The following is a 17,511-nucleotide window of genomic DNA, read 5'->3' on the forward strand; positions in this document are numbered from 1 at the left end:
TTTAGCTTCTAGAAGTAAGAAGCCGTTAACACGTTTGCTCTAAAAACTAATGCTTCACAATTTGTGCGCGACTAATTAAACTTTTTTCATACAAGTCATAATCCATCATGCCATAGCTCGCTTCAATTTGCTGAATTAAGCTATCTTGCTGCTCCCTGTCTAATGTACTTAATTTCCCATCATGTATCTGTTTCAATCTGACTACTACATAATCACCATTTGGCATAACTAGTCCATCACGACTTTCAGGTCGTAATAAATTAAATGCCGTATCATTGATATCAGTATCAACCTTATCATTATCACGGGTTGACTTAAGCTCGGATTTCCATAATAAATGATTTGAACTTATTAGTTCTTGCTGCTTCTTATCTACAACTGGACTTAATAAATTCATCCCAATCTCTTTGGCTTTAGCTTCAGCTTTTTTCTTAACTAGAATTTTATTAATTTGATCATGAACTGATTCCAAAGGCTGTTCTTTTTCATCCCAGTGCTGATTAATTCTAACAACTACAACTGAATCATTATCAATTTGTATTGGTTCACTATTATTGCTTAAATCAAGAACATCATGGCTGAATGCGGCATTTATTACTTGTTTATTTTTTGTAATATTATCGACACCATCCCCTCTTGAAAAAGGTTTTGTAGTTTGAATTTTCAAATTTAAAGCCTCTGCAACTGGCTGAAGTGAATCAGGGGATTGATAGCTTAAATCAGACAGCTGTTCCAAAGCTTGGGTATATTTGTTTTGGGCTGCTTCAGTGTTTAGTTGTTCTTTGATCGATTGCTCGACTTCAGAAAAAGATTTTGTTGAGACCGGCTTATAAGCAATTACTTTAAAAATTTCATAACCGTGTTTCGTTTTTTCAGGTGCGGAAATCTGCCCTGGCTTAGTTAAATTAGATAAAATTCGATTGTAATCATTCTGTCCTGCAGAAATCCAAGGCAATACACCCTTATCTGTTACAGAGAGTTTGTCATCGGATAGCGTTGAAACAAAATGGTCAAATTGCTCTGGATTTTTTTGTAATGCTTGATAGGTATCATTCGCTTTTTTCTGAATTTTTTCCAAATCGGCTTGACTTGCATCATCTGGAACAGCAAATAAAATATGGGCTACTTGCCAACTTGCAGGAGTTAAATAGTTGTTTTGGTTTTCTTCATAATAACGTTTTGCATCATCATCAGAAATTTTGATTTTGTTCTTAATATCATGCATTGATAGAGAAACATAATCCAAACTGACTTTTTCGGGAGTCATGAAATCCTTTTTATGCTTATTATAATAGTTAGCGATTTCCTCTGAAGATATCTGGACATCCTTCTCAAAAAGTGCTGCAGGGATAGTTAAATAATCATAGTCCCTGCTTTGCATATACAAACTTACAAACCGATCAATCTCATCAGGTAAAGCAAAAGAACTTCCCATAAAAGCAAATCGTTGTTGATTTAGGAGCATTCCCTGTTTTACTTCATTTTGGAAGCTTGATTGTGTGAATAACGCAGCATTTAAGGCTTGCTGATATTTTTGGGCGGAAAAATGACCGTCTTCTTGGAACTGGGGAATGCTCAAAATTGCTGCATTTGCTTGGTTCAAGCTGACATCAAACCCATTTTTGCGAGCGGCTTGCACTAAAACTTCATTAGTAATCATTTGGTCTAGAACTTGATTTTGCAGCTTTTTCTCATCAGCAGCAGTCATCTGTTCAATATCTTGCATGGAACGGGCGCGTCTGTAATTAGTCTCAAATGCTTGCATTGTCAAAGGCTGACCATTGACAACAACCTTGGAGTTTGTTGTTTGGCGTGATTGTAGATAGTAATCCACACCAAAAAGTGTGAACGTAATACCGATTAAAATAACTACTAACCAAGCTACTACACCCTGTATACGTTCATTTAACTTTTGTAACATGTCCCGAGATCCATATATTAATTAAGGCTTTATTTAATTAGCGAGGCAGATTATACCCCAGACTGAAAAAAATCAAAACAAAAACAACAGCTCTTATTTTTCAAAATTGGTTTTCCTAATTCAGCCTGAAATTAAGGTGTGGGTATGAATTTTTTTCTTCATACTACATCTAGCTTTCTCTAAATAGAAAGAAATCAGAAATGAAAGGAAATAAATTTTGACATAAAAATTCATTCCAGATAAAAAAAACGCGCCTTTCGGCGCGTTAATCTGGCGGAGTGGACGGGGCTCGAACCCGCGACCCCCGGCGTGACAGGCCGGTATTCTGACCAACTGAACTACCACTCCATTTCTTGGTGGGTGCTGTAGGGATCGAACCTACGACCCTCGCCTTGTAAGGGCGATGCTCTCCCAGCTGAGCTAAGCACCCAGAAAACTTATGCTTCTTGCACTGCTTCTTTCAGGTTTTTACCCGCTTTAAACTTGGCTACTCGTGACGCTTTAATTTGAATAATTTTACCAGTTTGTGGGTTTCTACCTGTTCTTGCTGAACGATTGCCTGTTGAAAAAGAACCGAAACCAGGTATTACCACTTGATCACCATTTTTTAAAACATTAGTAATAGTATCAGTAAAAGTTTCGAGAACTCGGCTTGCGTCAGCTTTTGTTAAACCCGAACCGCTTGCTATAGCATCAACTAATTCGCTCTTATTCATTGCTTCCCCTATACTGTTAATCTTCCATACTTCAAAGTTAATTTAACTTACTTCATTAAACTAACCGGTCGAGTAGTTACTTCCTTGCAATGCCCGCTAGTGGCGGGCTACGAAACGAAATATACCTCTAATTAATGGGTATGTAAATCATTATTTTTAATTTTTTTTGATTTTTTACCTACTAAAGCCTCAGACTGTACATTTGTTGGCTGATCCACCCAAGGAGTGCGTTGTAAAGCCAGCTCTAACACCTGCTCTATGGTCTTAACAGGATGTATGGATAGCTTTCGCAGAACATTGTCTGGAATCTCTTCCAGGTCTTTTACATTCTCCTCAGGAATAATGACATGTTTGATTCCGCCTCGATGAGCAGCCAATAATTTCTCTTTAAGCCCACCAATTGGCAAAACCTGACCTCTTAGAGTAATTTCTCCTGTCATGGCTACATCCGCTTTTACAGGAATATGTGTCACTACAGAAACTAACACCGTGCACATACCTATACCCGCACTTGGACCATCCTTGGGAGTAGCACCTTCCGGAACATGGACATGGAAATCATTCTTATCATAGAAATCATCTGGCAAATCAAATTTCTTGGCTCGGCTTCGTACTACCGTCATTGCGGCATGGATAGATTCCTGCATAACCTCACCTAATTGACCGGTATGCGTTACCTTACCTTTGCCAGGCATCATGGATGCTTCTATTGTCAGCAATTCGCCACCCACACTAGTCCACGCCAACCCTGTAACCTGCCCTACTTGATCAAATTCCTCAGCTAAACCATAACGGAATTTTTTTACACCTAAATATTTTTCAATATTGCTGGTGGTTACTGTCATTTTTTTAACTTTTTTATTGGATAAAATTTCTTTTACGACTTTTCTACAAACACTCGCAATATCCCGTTCTAAATTACGTACGCCTGCCTCACGTGTATAGTGCCGAATTACCTCTCGTATCGCTCCTTCACTAATATGTATTTCTTGTTTACTCAAACCATTCAAGACAACTTGTTTCGGAACCAGATATTTTTCAGCAATACTTACTTTTTCATCTTCCGTATATCCTGCAAGTCGAATTACTTCCATTCTATCTAATAATGGTGCCGGAATTTCTAGCGAGTTTGCTGTCGCAATAAACATCACGTCACTCAAATCATAATCTACTTCGAGATAGTGATCGTTAAAGGTATGGTTTTGTTCTGGATCCAAAACTTCAAGCAATGCCGCCGCTGGGTCACCACGGAAATCCATAGCCATTTTATCCACTTCATCCAACATAATAAGTGGATTTTTTACTCCCGCCTTACACAATTTTTGAATAATTTTTCCTGGCATAGAACCAATATAAGTTCTCCGATGACCACGAATTTCTGCTTCATCTCGAACACCACCTAAAGCAATACGAATAAAGGTGCGCCCTGTAGCATTCGCAATAGATTGCCCTAGCGAGGTTTTACCCACTCCTGGAGGTCCAACGAGACAGAGAATAGGACCTTTCAATCGTTTAACACGTTGTTGAACCGCCAGATATTCAATAATGCGTTCTTTAACCCGCTCCAGGCCATAATGTTCTTTATCTAATAATTTTTCTGCTTTAGGCAAATCAAATTGAATTTTAGTTCTTTTTTTCCAGGGCACTGCAAGCATCCAATCAAGATAATTGCGGATAACCGTGGCTTCAGCAGACATTGGAGACATCATTTTCAACTTATGAAGCTCTGCTATGGATTTTTCTTTAGCTTCCTTAGGCATGCCAGCTTTATTGATAGAATGTTCCAGTTGTTCAATCTCACTACCTTCTTCACCTAATTCACCTAATTCTTTTTGAATCGCTTTCATTTGTTCATTGAGATAATATTCTCGCTGACTTTTCTCCATTTGTCGCTTAACTCGTCCTCTCACACGCTTTTCTACGTGCAATAAGTCAATTTCATTTTCTATGGCTGACATTAAGCGTTCCAGACGAGTGCCAACATCCATTGTTTCTAGCAATTCTTGTTTATCATCAACTTTCAAAGTTAGGTGAGCTGCAATGGTATCTGCTAAACGTCCGGGTTCTTCTATACCCGCAAGAGGAGATAAAACCTCAGGTGGAATTTTTTTATTCAATTTAATGTATTGCTCGAATTGAGACATCAAGGAACGCATTAAAATTCCGATATCCGGTTCCTGAACTGCAGCATTTTCCTCCTCCAGCAATTCCAGATCCGCTTCTAAATATCCTTTTGCCTGATTATATTCCTTTGCTTTGGCACGCTTCTCCCCTTCAACTAGAACTTTCACAGTTCCATCAGGAAGTTTCAACAATTGAAGCACACTGGATAATGTGCCTACGTGGAAAATATCTTCTGCTCCAGGATCATCATTGGATGATTTTTTCTGTGCTACTAAAAAGATTTGTTTACTATCAACCATAGCCGCTTCCAGGGCTTTTATTGATTTTCCTCGCCCAACAAATAGAGGAATAACCATATGGGGGTAGACCACTACGTCTCTTAATGGTAATACAGGTATACTAGACAGTTTTTCTGTCTCATTCGAAGTCTCTTTAATTTCAGTGGACATAATGAACCCTTATTCAAACGGAAAACTTTAATATTTACGTGACTACTAATTATAATTTAAAAGGAAGGGAGAGTTATTGCAAGAAATCAAAGCGTTATAATTAAGAAAGTTTCGAAGAACCTCTCTCCCATCTTATGGATAGGAGAGAGATAGAGCAAAAATTTTACTCTTGGGCACCGGCTGCACTCTTCATCCCATCTTGTTCATAAATAAGGATGGGTTTAGATGAGCTAGTCACCGCACTTTCATCAACCACAACCTTAATTACTCCTTCAAGAGAAGGTAATTCATACATGGTGTCTAAAAGAATATTTTCAAGTATGGCACGCAAACCTCGTGCACCCATTTTTCTTTCAAGAGCTTTCTTAGCGATAGCATTCAATGCCTCTTCTCGAAACTCAAGCTCAACCTCTTCCATTTTGAATAAAGACTGGAATTGCTTAGTCAAAGCATTTTTAGGATTAGTTAAGATATCAATAAGAGCAGATTCATCCAGTTCCTGTAGGGTGGCGACCACGGGCAATCGGCCAACAAACTCTGGTATTAATCCATATTTAATCAAATCATCAGATTCCAGTTGGTTCAATACCTTGGATATTTCATCATTGTTTTCTTTTTTATTTTTTAATTGAGCAGAAAATCCAATGCCTGACTTGTCACTACGCTCTCTTATTACTTTTTCTAGCCCAGCAAACGCACCCCCACAAATAAATAAAATATTAGAAGTATCCACTTGTAAGAATTCTTGTTGTGGGTGCTTACGACCACCTTGAGGTGGGACTGAAGCAATTGTACCTTCAATTAGTTTTAAAAGTGCTTGTTGAACACCTTCTCCAGAAACATCGCGAGTAATTGAAGGATTATCTGATTTGCGTGATATCTTATCGATTTCATCAATGTAAACGATACCATGTTGTGCTTTATCTACATCATAATCACACTTTTGTAGAAGCTTCTGAATAATGTTTTCTACGTCTTCACCTACATACCCAGCTTCAGTAAGTGTAGTTGCATCTGCCATAGCAAAGGGCACATTGAGAATACGAGCTAATGTTTGTGCTAAAAGTGTTTTTCCACTGCCTGTAGGTCCGATGAGCAAAATATTACTTTTTCCAAGCTCAACCCCATCTTCACTTTTATGTTGTAATCGCTTGTAATGATTATATACAGCTACGGATAAGACTTTTTTTGCATGTGATTGCCCAATAACGTACTCATCTAAGAAGGTTGAAATTTCTTTAGGTGATGGCAAACGAACTTCTGCTTCTTCATGAGATTCGTGTGTTTCTTCACGAATAATATCGTTGCATAACTCAACACATTCATCACATACAAATACAGAAGGACCAGCAATCAATTTTTTTACTTCATGTTGGCTCTTTCCACAAAAAGAACAATACAAAACTTTATCGCCACTTCCGTTACCGGATTTACTCATAACCAAACCCCTTCTTACAACGATTATCGGAAAAATAGATAATATATGTAAAATATTAGTCAATCAGAAAAAGATATGCCACTGTCACTATTTTTTAAAACAAAGCGAATACGAAGAGGTAATAATGAATCAATCTAAAAAGGCCCCCTCGCATCCTAGCCTGGGTGCAGCGAAGCGGAACCGGAAAAACCTTAACCCAAACCCAGGTTCCGCTTCGTTACAGCCGGGCGATGATACATTATAGTTCAGTCTTTAAATTTAATGTAAATAATTACTCTACTTTACTTGCTGATTCACGATCATAAAGCACTTGATCAACTAGGCCATATTCAACAGCTTGTGTCGCACTCATAAAATTATCACGCTCTGTATCGCGCATAATTTGCTCAGGAGTCTTTTTCGTGTGCTTTGCCATAATGGTATTTAATCGCTCTCTTACAGCTAAAGTTTCACGAGCGTGAATTTCGATGTCAGTTGCTTGACCACGATAACCACCTAAAGGTTGGTGAATCATTACTCGTGAGTTTGGTAAGCAGAATCTTTTACCCTCTGCGCCAGCACAAAGTAGTAAGGCAGCAGCACTTGCTGCTTGCCCTATACATAATGTACTTACATCTGGTTTAATAAACTGGATGGTATCATAAATTGCCAACCCTGCAGTTACTACTCCTCCAGGTGAATTGATGTAAAGAGAAATATCTTTTTCAGGATTTTCAGACTCAAGAAACAACAATTGAGCAACCACCAAATTAGCCATATGATCTTCAACTTCACCCAATAGAAAGATAATACGCTCTTTCAATAATCTTGAGTAAATATCATATGAACGCTCACCGCGTGAGGTTTGTTCAATAACCATTGGGACTAATCCACTGGCATTCCTAATTATGTTCTCTGAATAGCCCGACATATAATTACTCTCCTTTTTTCTCAGTTGCATCAGTCTCTGGCTTAGGATTCATTACTGAATCGTAATCCTTATTCTTATATTTAACTTTTGCATCCTCAGCAATTTTATCTGCAACCATCTCTTCCATAACCAGTGCTTCAATTTCGGCCATATGTTCTTTACTGCTTTGATACCAAGAACGAAGCTCATCTGGATTTTCATAAGCACTAGCAAATCGCTCGATCACTTCCTTAACTTTATCTTTATCCGCTACGATTTGGTGCTTTTTAACATATTCGGAAAAGAGTAAGCCAAGATGAACACGACGTTTTGCTTGTTCAACGAACAATTCACGAGGAAAATCAGGAATCTGTTCGTTATCATGATGCTCATGTCCAAAAAGACGATGATACATATCATGTTTCAAATGTTCGATTTCTTTGTCAATTAAAGCAGTTGGTAACTCAATAGAATTAGCTTCCATTAATTTATCAAACAACTTTTCTCTATTCATCATACTAACCCGGCGCTCTAATTCACGCGCCATATTCTCTTTAATATCTTTTTTGAGTGCCTCTACGCCACCTTCCTTGATATTAAATTTCTCTGCGAATTCATCATTAAGCTCAGGAAGCTTTCCTTCCATTACATTATGAATAGTAATTTTGAATACAGCTTCTTTACCGGCTAATTCTTTATGACCATAGTCTTCTGGGAAGGTTACTTTGATATCAAAAGGTTTTTCCTTCTTATTACCGATAATCCCATCTTCAAATCCAGGAATCATTGATCCGGAGCCAATAACTAATTCATGGCCTTTAGCACTTCCGCCATCAAAAAGCTTATCGTCTAGAAACCCTTCGAAATCGATAACTACTTTGTCGCCTTTTTTAACAGCTCGAGATACATCATGCCATTCTTTATTTTGCTCACGAAGTTTATCCAGCATGTTATCAACATCTTTATCAGTTACTTCTGAACGTGCCAGTTCAACCATGGCTTGGTTTAATTCAACAATCTCGAATACTGGCATTACTTCAAATCTTGCAGAATATCTGAAGTCTTTCCCTTGCTCAATTTGTTCAGGCTCTACAGAAGGATACCCAGCTGGAACCAATTCGTTTTTTTGCAATGCTTCGAATAAAGTTGATTGTACCATGTCGCGAGCGACCTCTTCACGAACACTTTGAGAATAACGACTAACAACAACATGCATGGGTACTTTACCAGGACGAAAACCGTCCATTTTAGCTTTGCGAGCAAGATTCTTGAGACGTAAGCTCACTTCTTCCTCAACTTTCTCCGCAGGTACAGAAACTGTTACCTTACGTTCCAAACCTTCTAGGGTCTCAACAGAAACTTGCATTAATGTCACCTCTTGGAATTTATAATGATAATGGTGCGAAAGGAGAGACTCGAACTCTCACGGGTCGCCCCGCTGGAACCTAAATCCAGTGCGTCTACCAATTCCGCCACTTTCGCAAATCAGGTTGGATTATCAATCAGTAATTCGGTCTTGTAAAGACTCAGATAAATCTTTAGCGATAAACCATTTGTTTCTTTCTCAAATGGGGTGAACGATGGGACTCGAACCCACGACAACCGGGATCACAACCCGGGGCTCTACCAACTGAGCTACGCTCACCATAAAAACTTTTACCAGAAATTCTTATGATAAATAAAATCTGGGCTGGCACGCCCGGCAGGATTCGAACCTGCTACCCTCGGCTTAGAAGGCCGATGCTCTATCCAGATGAGCTACGGGCGCAAATTTGGTCGGGGTGGAGGGATTCGAACCCCCGACATCCTGCTCCCAAAGCAGGCGCGCTACCAGACTGCGCTACACCCCGTAACCCGTCCCAAGGACAGAGCGCAGATAATACTAGGTGCTTTCATCAAGGTCAATATCTTAAATCACTTAATTTTAATTAATTTAATTTTTTTGTGTTTGCTATTTATTTGGCTTGAACAACTAGGCTTTTTTTAAACCATATAGCCAATCACACATACAATATCTCAAGCTGGCCCTACTCGTATCTTCATCGTTTTTCAGCTAGCATTGAGAATTATATTAACCCCCTAATGAATTTATGAAATTTAAACTACTTCCTATATTTGACAACATAAATTATCTCCATAAAAATCATGAGCACGCTATATTGCCTGATTTACATTTTCAGCAGGATTTTAATTATGCTTTGAATTTTCTAAAAAGCTACACGGGGAGCCAGGGTACATTTAATAGTTACCGAAGAGAAACTGAACGTTTGTTGCAATGGACCTGGTTAATTAAAAAAACAACCTTAAAAGAATTAAAACGTGACGATATAGAACAATACATTCATTTTTGTCAAAACCCACTCAAATCCTGGATTAGTTTGAAAAAAGTACCGCGTTTTATTGAAAGGGATGGGAGACGTATTCCCAATGAAGAATGGAGGCCTTTTGTAGTTACAGTTAGTAAATCTGCACTAAAAAGCGGCCATAAACCTGAAATCGACCAATTCAATTTATCTCAGGGAGCGATACAAGAAATCTTCGCTATTTTAAGTACTTTATTTAATTTCCTAATCGCTGAAGAATACCTGGTTTCCAATCCAGTTGCCCTCATTCGACAAAAAAGCAAATTTATTCGTAAGAGACAACAAAATGCCCCCATCCGGAGACTTAGCCTGGTGCAATGGAGTGCCGTTTTAGAAGCCGCTGACTCACTAGCCGAAGAATCTCCCTTAAAACACGAACGCACTCGTTTTATGCTCAGTATGTTATTTGGGATGTATCTCCGTATCTCGGAACTCGCAGCAAGTGAGCGCTGGATTCCTAGCATGAATGATTTCTCTAAAGACAGTAACGGCCACTGGTGGTTTACCACGGTAGGTAAAGGAAATAAAGAACGCCAAATCGCGGTAAGTGATGCGATGTTAGATAGTTTAATGCGATGGAGATGTTTTCTAGGGTTATCCCCTCTTCCTTCCCCAGCGGATAATAGTCCGCTTATTCCAAAAATTCGTGGCAACGGCCCCATGAGTGATACAGCCCCGATACGTAGAATTATTCAACGATGCTTTGACTTGGCGGGTGAGCAACTTCGGATAAAAGGGTATACAGAAGAAGCCGATAATTTGGCTGCAGCTACGGTCCACTGGCTTAGACATACTGGAATCTCTGAAGATGTGAAAATTCGTCCCCGTGAACATGTTCGCGATGATGCAGGCCATAGTTCCAGCGCTACAACTGATCGCTATATCGACATTGAAAAGCAAGCTCGTTATCAATCGGCAAGGAAAAAAACTATAGAACCTGAGCCAAGTTAAAGGTATTTGTGTTAAAATTCGTAAAATATGCGTGATTCATAGCGAGGATTGAGCATCTGTCTTTTATTTCGTATTCTCTACACCCTGCCCTCGCGACTTATTACGTCTAACGCAGTTCCTCTGGAGTTGCGCAGACAAGTCGCAGACTGTCGAGAGCAACTTTTACTTTTTTTCAGAGATATGTAGAAGATTTAGATACAACACAGGTGACCAAGTTTTGCTATGAATTCTTAATTTTGTACCTACTCTATTTATGGCTAAAGATTTATCATGCTTACTCTTCGTCAAATTACTCTAAGTCGTGGCAATAAAGTTTTATTGGATCAAGTCAATGTCACCCTTTATGAAAAACAAAAGATAGGTCTTATTGGCCATAACGGCTGCGGAAAATCAACATTATTCGATTTTTTATTAGGAAAATTAGCTCCCGATACAGGTGAGTTTTTAATTAACCCTCAACTGAGCATCAGCCATTTATCTCAGCAATTACCTGACAGTGATGAACAAGCATTAGATTTTGTCCTGGGCGGTGATGATGGTTATATGAATTTGCTTCAACGCTTACAAAAAGCTGAAGAAACGGGTAACGATGCTGAAGTGTTAGCGTGTCATGAGGAATTAAGCCATTCAGGGGGCTACAGTAAACCCGCTCAAGCAGCTACGATTATGTCTGGTCTTGGTTTTAGTAGTGCACAGCAAAAGTCTTGCGTAAATAGCTTTTCCGGAGGGTGGCGAATGCGCTTAAGTCTAGCACGGTGTTTAATGAAGCCGGCGGATTTACTTTTGTTAGATGAGCCTACCAACCATTTGGATATGGAAGCCATTTTTTGGCTAGAACGCTTTTTAAAACAAAGCCCCAGTACTATTATTCTTATTTCTCATGACCGAGAATTTCTTGATGCCTTTGTCACTCACATTTTACATATTGAAAAACAAAATCTATCGCTTTATGGCGGCAATTACAGTTGTTTTGAAAAAACACACGCACAACAATTGGCCTTACAACAAACGATGTATGAAAAACAACAAACTAAAATCAATCATATGATGTCATTTGTAAATCGTTTTAGAGCAAAAGCAACTAAAGCAAAACAAGCGCAAGGACGTCTTAAAGCTATAGAAAAAATGGAAATTATCGCAGCAGCCCAAGTTGATTCACCTTTTTCTTTTGAATTCTTTCAATGTCCCCGTGCAGGAAACCCATTGATACAATGCACTATGGTTGATGCAGGATATCAATCAGAAAAAACGATATTAAAGAGAATTAATCTTTCACTCAATCCAGGTGACCGAATCGCTTTACTTGGTCCAAATGGCGAAGGAAAATCAACATTAATTAAGACTTTAACTGGTTCCTTAACTCCTTTGAATGGAACTATTCATCGTTCAGCTCATTTGAAAATCGGCTATTATGCACAACATCAATTAGAACAGCTTGATTGCAATTTAAGTCCTGTGGAAACGATCCAAGCTCTATCTCCAGAAACACGTGAACAAACTATTCGTGATTTTTTAGGTGGCTTCAATTTTGCTGGGGATATGGCGGTTCAGCCTATCACCCATTTTTCCGGGGGTGAAAAAGCACGCCTGGCTTTGGCAAAACTTGTGTGGCTTAAACCTAATTTACTTCTTCTTGATGAGCCGACAAACCATTTGGATCTGGGGATGCGCTCAGCTATCGAGCTCGCATTACAGAGTTATGAAGGCGCATTAATTTTGATTTCTCATGATCGTCATATGCTGAAAACGAGTGTAGATAATTTCTATCTTGTTTATCAGCAAAAAGTTCAACCTTTTGAAGGGGACTTAGATGATTATTATTCCTGGCTTCAAACTAAAGATTCAAACAAAGAAAATACAATAACTGCCCCCACAAATGATTATAAAGAAAAGAAAACGTTACAAAATCGTCTCAAAAAATTGGAACAATTGATTGAACAATATCAAAATGAACTTTCCAAACTGGATATACTGCTTGGCGATGCCAGTCTTTATGAGGACGGTTCCCAACAAAGTAAACTCAATCAGTTACTCCAAAAACGTACTGATTCACATACTTCTTTAAATAATGCTGAAGAAGAATGGTTAGAAATTAGTAGCAACTTAGAAGGTTAATTTAACTATGCCTGTGTAGCTCCTTGTAATACGGGATAAATAAATACCTATACTGACTCGCTGGACAAGTAAATCGTTGGCTCCGGATATTTTTCTTTGTAAAGCCTTTGATTTTTTATTACAGCTGAAATTATTTTTTATAGCCTATAATTTAACCATATGGGATTAAATTGAGGCAAAAATGGAAGCGAAACTACTCGAGAAACTCAAAAAAATCAATCCCTTAAATGCCCAGGGTATTCCTAAAAACAAAGGAAATTGCCAGTGGTGTGCTATTGAGGGGGCTCGGGTATTATTACAAGGCGTGGAGCCAAAGGAAATACCCGAATACGATGAAGGAAATGACCCTGTAGAAGGGTTAGTACATAAAGTCCATGACAGTGAGGAAGTCGATGATTTAGAGGAATTTTTCAAAAAAATACAAGAATTAAAAAAAGGTGAACTAATGTTAGTCAGTCTGGAAAGCACCAGTGAAGAAAAAGATAAGGATTTAGATCATACCTACATCATCTATGCAAGCGATAATGATAAAGCATATCTTATTGATCCCGACAGACAGGTTTTTGTTCAGTTAGAGGAGCGGGAGGATTTTCTCCAAAAAGTTAAGGGCTGGGATAAAGTTAACACAGTGAACTATCTGAATGGGGATCTGAATTCCGATTTTTCGGATCATGTTAACGTTTGCATATGTAAATTGACTAAAGAAGCCGTTAATGAGGTTAATGGCGAACCATTACCAGAGTATGGAACTGAGGTTCCTAGCTTTCGCTTTGGCTAGATTTTTTATTTCCAGCTACCCTACCCTTTGTGTAGATGGGTCTTAAGAGTAGCCAGAATGATAAATTATGAGTGGTTATAAATTTCAACGGCTACCTGGCTAACATCTTTTTGAATTAGGAAAGCGTCATTTAGAGATTCCAAAGGCGTATTAGAGACTGCAATAATAAAGGCAAGTAAATGCCCATTTTTCGCGCTAATATATCCTGATAATACTTCTGAAAAGGAATAAAACCGTTGGTTCGCAAAGTCATAAGATAACGAGGTACCTGTTTTCCCATGAATCTTTCCGACCGCAGGAATATTCTGGGCTGCTTTCGCAAGACTACCATCCACACCAAGTATAGGTAATCCATCATAGAAGGCATTAAATTGAGGTTCAGGAAGCTTATGCATATAAGTTAATAATTTAATAGCAGCCTTGGGAAGAAGCCTGTTTGTATCCCCACCAGCACCATCACCGAATACAAACTCATTTTTATTTAATCCTACTTTATCAAGTAAAAATTTTGCAATATGAGGCAACCCTTGAGCAAATGATGTTTCTTTATAGTGTTCGGCTAATATAAGCGGTAGTAAATCAGCGCCTATGTTATGACTTAATTTTAAAATAATTTTAATATATTCAGAAAATGGTGGAGAAATATATTGCGCAATTGGAGTAAGTTGCTTATAGGTCTCAGCATTGGGTAGCTGACTACTTTTATTATCAAGATGAACAATAATCCCTTGTTGTTTTAATGCCGCAATAAATGCTTGCTTGGCAAAAAGAGCAGGTTTAAGAATAGGTGCTACTCTCAATAGCTCTCTGGAATTGGCAGCAATTTGTCCTTTTATGACCAAAACAGTGTCACTATTTTTGCTTGAAATTTTGATATCAGTTTTTTCTCCATCACGAACCGTTATAACCTGGTTATCAATAGAATAACCTGGAGCTTGTGGGCGCCAATTTATTAAGGCTTTCTGGGCTACAATGGTCGGTTTAATTTGAAAATCGAACAAGTTTTCATTAATCATGATCGGGGAAATAATGTAATTGCGTAAATGTTCTGTTTTGAATAAACGGTTATCTACTAATACATCACCATTAATTTGTGTAATACCTTTCGCTTTAATTTGTTGAGCAAGGTTAATTAATCCATTAAGTGGGTTTTCTGGAACCATACCTGCTCCAGGTAACTCATTTGCATAAATATGATCGATGTATCCAAAAGTGAGTTTGTCCTCATGAACACGGCCGCCTAATTCTAAATCCCCTTTACCAACAAGAATAAGGTTGCCATTTAAGATGTTGTTCTCTTGATGTCCCATAAAATATACTGGTGTTTTAAAACGGTAGTCGTCACCTAAAACATTCAACGCAGCTGCAGAAGAGAATAATTTAGTTACAGAGGCAGGCATTAATAACTGGTTGCCATTTAATTGATAAACTATTTCTTGAGTATTCAAATCTTTAACTTCAATCCACCATTGTGCATTTTGATAACGCGGTTGATGCATGACATTGAGCATGTCCTGATGCAATAATTTCGCTGCGTGGGAAGAAGCAGATAGTAAGCACATCAAAAGAAGGATAAGCGTGTTGAACTTTATTTTTATTGATTTCAGTTTAATGTGCACAATTAATTCCCTATTTACCTAATAATCCTTAAGATAAAGTGTCAGATATACATCATCATATCAAGTTTCTTGAATTCTTTTTTAAGATCATTTAAAACAAAATTTAGGATTACGATTGCCATAGCTTAAGTACAGGCAGAGCAAAGTAAACATAAAGTGAACCTTATCTAATATAGGGAGCGCCTCTATGCGTTAAACAATCCAATATTACAGTGATTTGGGGGAACGCAATAGTTCCAACATTAACTTTGCAGCTAACTGTTCTGCTTTTCTACGGTTAGAGCCTTCGCCAAAAGTTTGTTGTTTTGTTCCCATTACTGTACAAGTTATGTAGAATATTTGATTGTGCTCATCACCTTCCACCTTAGTCAACGTGTACTCTGGAAGAGCCATTTTTTCAGCTTGCAAATACTCTTGCAATTGAGTTTTGGCATCTTTTAAACAATCGTTCAAATTAGAATCTTCAAGTCTAGAGCGATATAATTTTAATATTACCTCTTTTGAAGCCTCTATTCCCCCATCTAGAAATATTGCTGCAAAAACAGCTTCCATAGCATCTGAAAGAATCGAGGCCCTGCGAAAACCGCCGCTCTTCAACTCACCTTGTCCAAGAAAAAGGAAATCACCTAGATCAATTTCTTTAGCCAATTCAACCAGCATCTCGCCCCGTACTAAAAATGAACGCAAGCGGCTTAATTGGCCTTCGCTTTGTAAAGGAAAACGATGAAACAATTCATTGGCAATTACAAAACTTAAAATTGAATCTCCAAGAAACTCAAAACGCTCATAGTTTACACTTCCCACACTACAATGCGTTAAAGCTTGCTTAAGATAGGCAATATTATTAAATTGATAATTTAATCGCCTGCATAACCTTTCTAAATCAACTTTCACTGCCTGCTACAACCTCTTCAGTGTGATCAAAATCAAATAATAAGCTTATATTATATACTAGGGGTTTAATAACTTGATATTTAACTTTTACTCTAAATTTATTCGTCCCTATAGGCTCAATCATTAATTGATTTTCCTTTAGACTCTCAACCCCATTAATATTGAGGCGCTTATCTACGGTACTCTTTAAAACATTAACATCTGCCATCGGATCACCACTTAGTGAGGATACAGACATTGTATTCAATCCTTTTATCGATTTGATAACCGAGTAATACTGCAAATAAACAGGAATAACACGCATTACAACGATTGCAGCCATAACAATCACAGCTACAGTAAGTATCATCCCTATAAAAGTCATTCCCTTTTGTTTATGCATTTGCTTATTCCTTTCAATTTTAAGTGAGTGTTTTGCTCAGAGAATCGAAGTACCACATACTTACGGAATCAATTTTCCTATTCTAGACCAACGAACGTTATCTGTTTTACCATTCCAACTCATCCAAACTAAAAATGCTCTACCCCGCAGATAGGATTCCGGTACAAATCCCCAGAACCGGCTATCTGCACTGTCATCGCGATTATCACCCATCATAAAATAATTTCCCTCGGGGACCACGATATCAAAATCTACAGCTGGAACATCCGTTCTAACAAAAATATTATGTATTGTACCATTCAAATCTTCTTGATATTTTGCTACTGCTTTTCCTGAACTTTCATCAATAGTGTACTCAAGAAAAGTCTGTTCTGCTTTTTTTCCATTAATTGTTAGCACTTTATTATGATAACTAATTTTATCGCCAGGTATTCCTATTACCCTTTTGATGTAATCATAAGAAGGATCAGGAGGCCAACGAAATACTGCAACCTCTCCTGTTTTAGGATCAGAAATCGAAACCACTTTCTTTTCCCAAACCGGAAGTCTTAATCCATAAATAAATTTATTAACCGCTACAAAATCACCCACTAGTAATGTCGGTTCCAAGGAACCAGATGGGATACGAAACGGTTCAATTAAAAATGAGCGTAAAATTAATACAATGAAAAATACAGGAAAAAACGATCGTGAATATTCAATAATACGATTTGGTTTTTGATCCTCAGCACGTTTTCTTGCCCAAAAGAGAACATCTAAAAGATAAATAAAACCGCTGATGAACGATAGGACAACCAATATTAAAGCAAAATTCATAAATTATATCCTAAACTTAGTTTCGTAATAATACATCCAACAGCATTGCGTTTATG

The 17,511-nt window shown here is 38.0% G+C and carries 13 protein-coding genes and 6 tRNA genes; 3 read left to right on the top strand and 16 right to left on the bottom strand.

The genetic code is table 11. The features are described 5' to 3' along the window. Positions 1–46: 46 nt before the first annotated feature. The 12 genes from HBNCFIEN_RS09730 to HBNCFIEN_RS09785 form a co-directional block, all read right to left on the bottom strand. Positions 47–1,921, bottom strand: coding sequence for a SurA N-terminal domain-containing protein (locus HBNCFIEN_RS09730; RefSeq protein ID WP_182390909.1), 1,875 nt, complete (start codon positions 1,919–1,921; stop codon positions 47–49). Between the two features lie 271 nt (positions 1,922–2,192). Further along, positions 2,193–2,269, bottom strand: a tRNA-Asp gene (locus tag HBNCFIEN_RS09735). Between the two features lie 6 nt (positions 2,270–2,275). Beyond that, positions 2,276–2,351 (bottom strand) — tRNA-Val (locus HBNCFIEN_RS09740). Positions 2,352–2,358: 7 nt separating this feature from the next. Continuing rightward, the gene (locus HBNCFIEN_RS09745) at positions 2,359–2,637 is read right to left on the bottom strand and encodes an HU family DNA-binding protein (RefSeq protein WP_182390910.1); all 279 of its coding nucleotides are present in this window, start codon (positions 2,635–2,637) and stop codon (positions 2,359–2,361) included. Positions 2,638–2,768: 131 nt separating this feature from the next. After that, positions 2,769–5,210, bottom strand: a complete 2,442-nt coding sequence (gene lon, locus HBNCFIEN_RS09750; protein ID WP_182390911.1) for an endopeptidase La — start codon at positions 5,208–5,210, stop codon at positions 2,769–2,771. Positions 5,211–5,373: 163 nt separating this feature from the next. Beyond that, on the bottom strand, positions 5,374–6,648 hold the full coding sequence (gene clpX / locus HBNCFIEN_RS09755; protein WP_182390912.1) for an ATP-dependent Clp protease ATP-binding subunit ClpX: 1,275 nt from the start codon (positions 6,646–6,648) through the stop codon (positions 5,374–5,376). Positions 6,649–6,919: 271 nt separating this feature from the next. Further along, entirely contained in the window at positions 6,920–7,558 is a 639-nt protein-coding gene (gene clpP / locus HBNCFIEN_RS09760; RefSeq protein ID WP_182390913.1) for an ATP-dependent Clp endopeptidase proteolytic subunit ClpP, read from the bottom strand. Between the two features lie 4 nt (positions 7,559–7,562). Continuing rightward, positions 7,563–8,903: a trigger factor gene (tig, locus tag HBNCFIEN_RS09765; protein WP_182390914.1), complete on the bottom strand. Its 1,341-nt coding sequence runs from the start codon at positions 8,901–8,903 to the stop codon at positions 7,563–7,565. Positions 8,904–8,934: 31 nt separating this feature from the next. After that, positions 8,935–9,019 (bottom strand) — tRNA-Leu (locus tag HBNCFIEN_RS09770). Positions 9,020–9,106: 87 nt separating this feature from the next. Further along, positions 9,107–9,182 (bottom strand) — tRNA-His (locus HBNCFIEN_RS09775). A 46-nt stretch (positions 9,183–9,228) separates the two neighbouring features. Next, positions 9,229–9,305: transfer RNA gene (locus HBNCFIEN_RS09780), tRNA-Arg, on the bottom strand. A 5-nt stretch (positions 9,306–9,310) separates the two neighbouring features. Continuing rightward, a tRNA-Pro gene (locus HBNCFIEN_RS09785) sits at positions 9,311–9,387 on the bottom strand. A 240-nt stretch (positions 9,388–9,627) separates the two neighbouring features. Between HBNCFIEN_RS09785 and HBNCFIEN_RS09790 the strand changes: the two genes are divergently transcribed. From HBNCFIEN_RS09790 to HBNCFIEN_RS09800, 3 genes are all read left to right on the top strand, one after another. Next, the gene (locus HBNCFIEN_RS09790; RefSeq protein ID WP_182390915.1) at positions 9,628–10,851 is read left to right on the top strand and encodes a site-specific integrase; all 1,224 of its coding nucleotides are present in this window, start codon (positions 9,628–9,630) and stop codon (positions 10,849–10,851) included. A 270-nt stretch (positions 10,852–11,121) separates the two neighbouring features. Further along, positions 11,122–12,966: an ABC-F family ATP-binding cassette domain-containing protein gene (locus HBNCFIEN_RS09795; RefSeq protein WP_182390916.1), complete on the top strand. Its 1,845-nt coding sequence runs from the start codon at positions 11,122–11,124 to the stop codon at positions 12,964–12,966. A gap of 181 nt (positions 12,967–13,147) precedes the next feature. Beyond that, positions 13,148–13,744 (top strand): hypothetical protein, encoded by a 597-nt coding sequence (locus HBNCFIEN_RS09800; protein ID WP_182390917.1) that lies wholly within the window; start codon positions 13,148–13,150, stop codon positions 13,742–13,744. Positions 13,745–13,809: 65 nt separating this feature from the next. Here HBNCFIEN_RS09800 and dacB read toward each other — a convergent pair whose 3' ends face one another. The 4 genes from dacB to lepB all read right to left on the bottom strand — a co-directional run bounded on the left by dacB (position 13,810) and on the right by lepB (position 17,455). Next, on the bottom strand, positions 13,810–15,363 hold the full coding sequence (gene dacB, locus HBNCFIEN_RS09805; protein ID WP_182390918.1) for a D-alanyl-D-alanine carboxypeptidase/D-alanyl-D-alanine-endopeptidase: 1,554 nt from the start codon (positions 15,361–15,363) through the stop codon (positions 13,810–13,812). Positions 15,364–15,570: 207 nt separating this feature from the next. Next, entirely contained in the window at positions 15,571–16,257 is a 687-nt protein-coding gene (gene rnc / locus HBNCFIEN_RS09810; RefSeq protein WP_182390919.1) for a ribonuclease III, read from the bottom strand. Next, positions 16,247–16,639, bottom strand: coding sequence for a DUF4845 domain-containing protein (locus HBNCFIEN_RS09815; protein WP_182390920.1), 393 nt, complete (start codon positions 16,637–16,639; stop codon positions 16,247–16,249). Before HBNCFIEN_RS09815 ends, rnc begins: the two co-directional genes overlap by 11 nt. Before the next feature lie 60 nt (positions 16,640–16,699). Then, positions 16,700–17,455 (bottom strand): signal peptidase I, encoded by a 756-nt coding sequence (lepB, locus tag HBNCFIEN_RS09820; protein WP_182390921.1) that lies wholly within the window; start codon positions 17,453–17,455, stop codon positions 16,700–16,702. Positions 17,456–17,511 lie beyond the last annotated feature (56 nt).

The organism is Legionella sp. PC997 (assembly GCF_014109825.1).
GTDB lineage: Bacteria > Pseudomonadota > Gammaproteobacteria > Legionellales > Legionellaceae > Legionella.

Coding starts and splice junctions, on each gene's coding strand:
- HBNCFIEN_RS09800 (WP_182390917.1), top strand. CDS start 13,148: ATGGAAGCGAAACTACTCGAGAAACTCAAAAAAATCAATCCCTTAAAT.
- HBNCFIEN_RS09790 (WP_182390915.1), top strand. CDS start 9,628: ATGAAATTTAAACTACTTCCTATATTTGACAACATAAATTATCTCCAT.
- HBNCFIEN_RS09795 (WP_182390916.1), top strand. CDS start 11,122: ATGCTTACTCTTCGTCAAATTACTCTAAGTCGTGGCAATAAAGTTTTA.
- HBNCFIEN_RS09730 (WP_182390909.1), bottom strand. CDS start 1,921: ATGTTACAAAAGTTAAATGAACGTATACAGGGTGTAGTAGCTTGGTTA.
- lon (WP_182390911.1), bottom strand. CDS start 5,210: ATGTCCACTGAAATTAAAGAGACTTCGAATGAGACAGAAAAACTGTCT.
- tig (WP_182390914.1), bottom strand. CDS start 8,903: ATGCAAGTTTCTGTTGAGACCCTAGAAGGTTTGGAACGTAAGGTAACA.
- clpP (WP_182390913.1), bottom strand. CDS start 7,558: ATGTCGGGCTATTCAGAGAACATAATTAGGAATGCCAGTGGATTAGTC.
- clpX (WP_182390912.1), bottom strand. CDS start 6,648: ATGAGTAAATCCGGTAACGGAAGTGGCGATAAAGTTTTGTATTGTTCT.
- HBNCFIEN_RS09815 (WP_182390920.1), bottom strand. CDS start 16,639: ATGCATAAACAAAAGGGAATGACTTTTATAGGGATGATACTTACTGTA.
- lepB (WP_182390921.1), bottom strand. CDS start 17,455: ATGAATTTTGCTTTAATATTGGTTGTCCTATCGTTCATCAGCGGTTTT.
- HBNCFIEN_RS09745 (WP_182390910.1), bottom strand. CDS start 2,637: ATGAATAAGAGCGAATTAGTTGATGCTATAGCAAGCGGTTCGGGTTTA.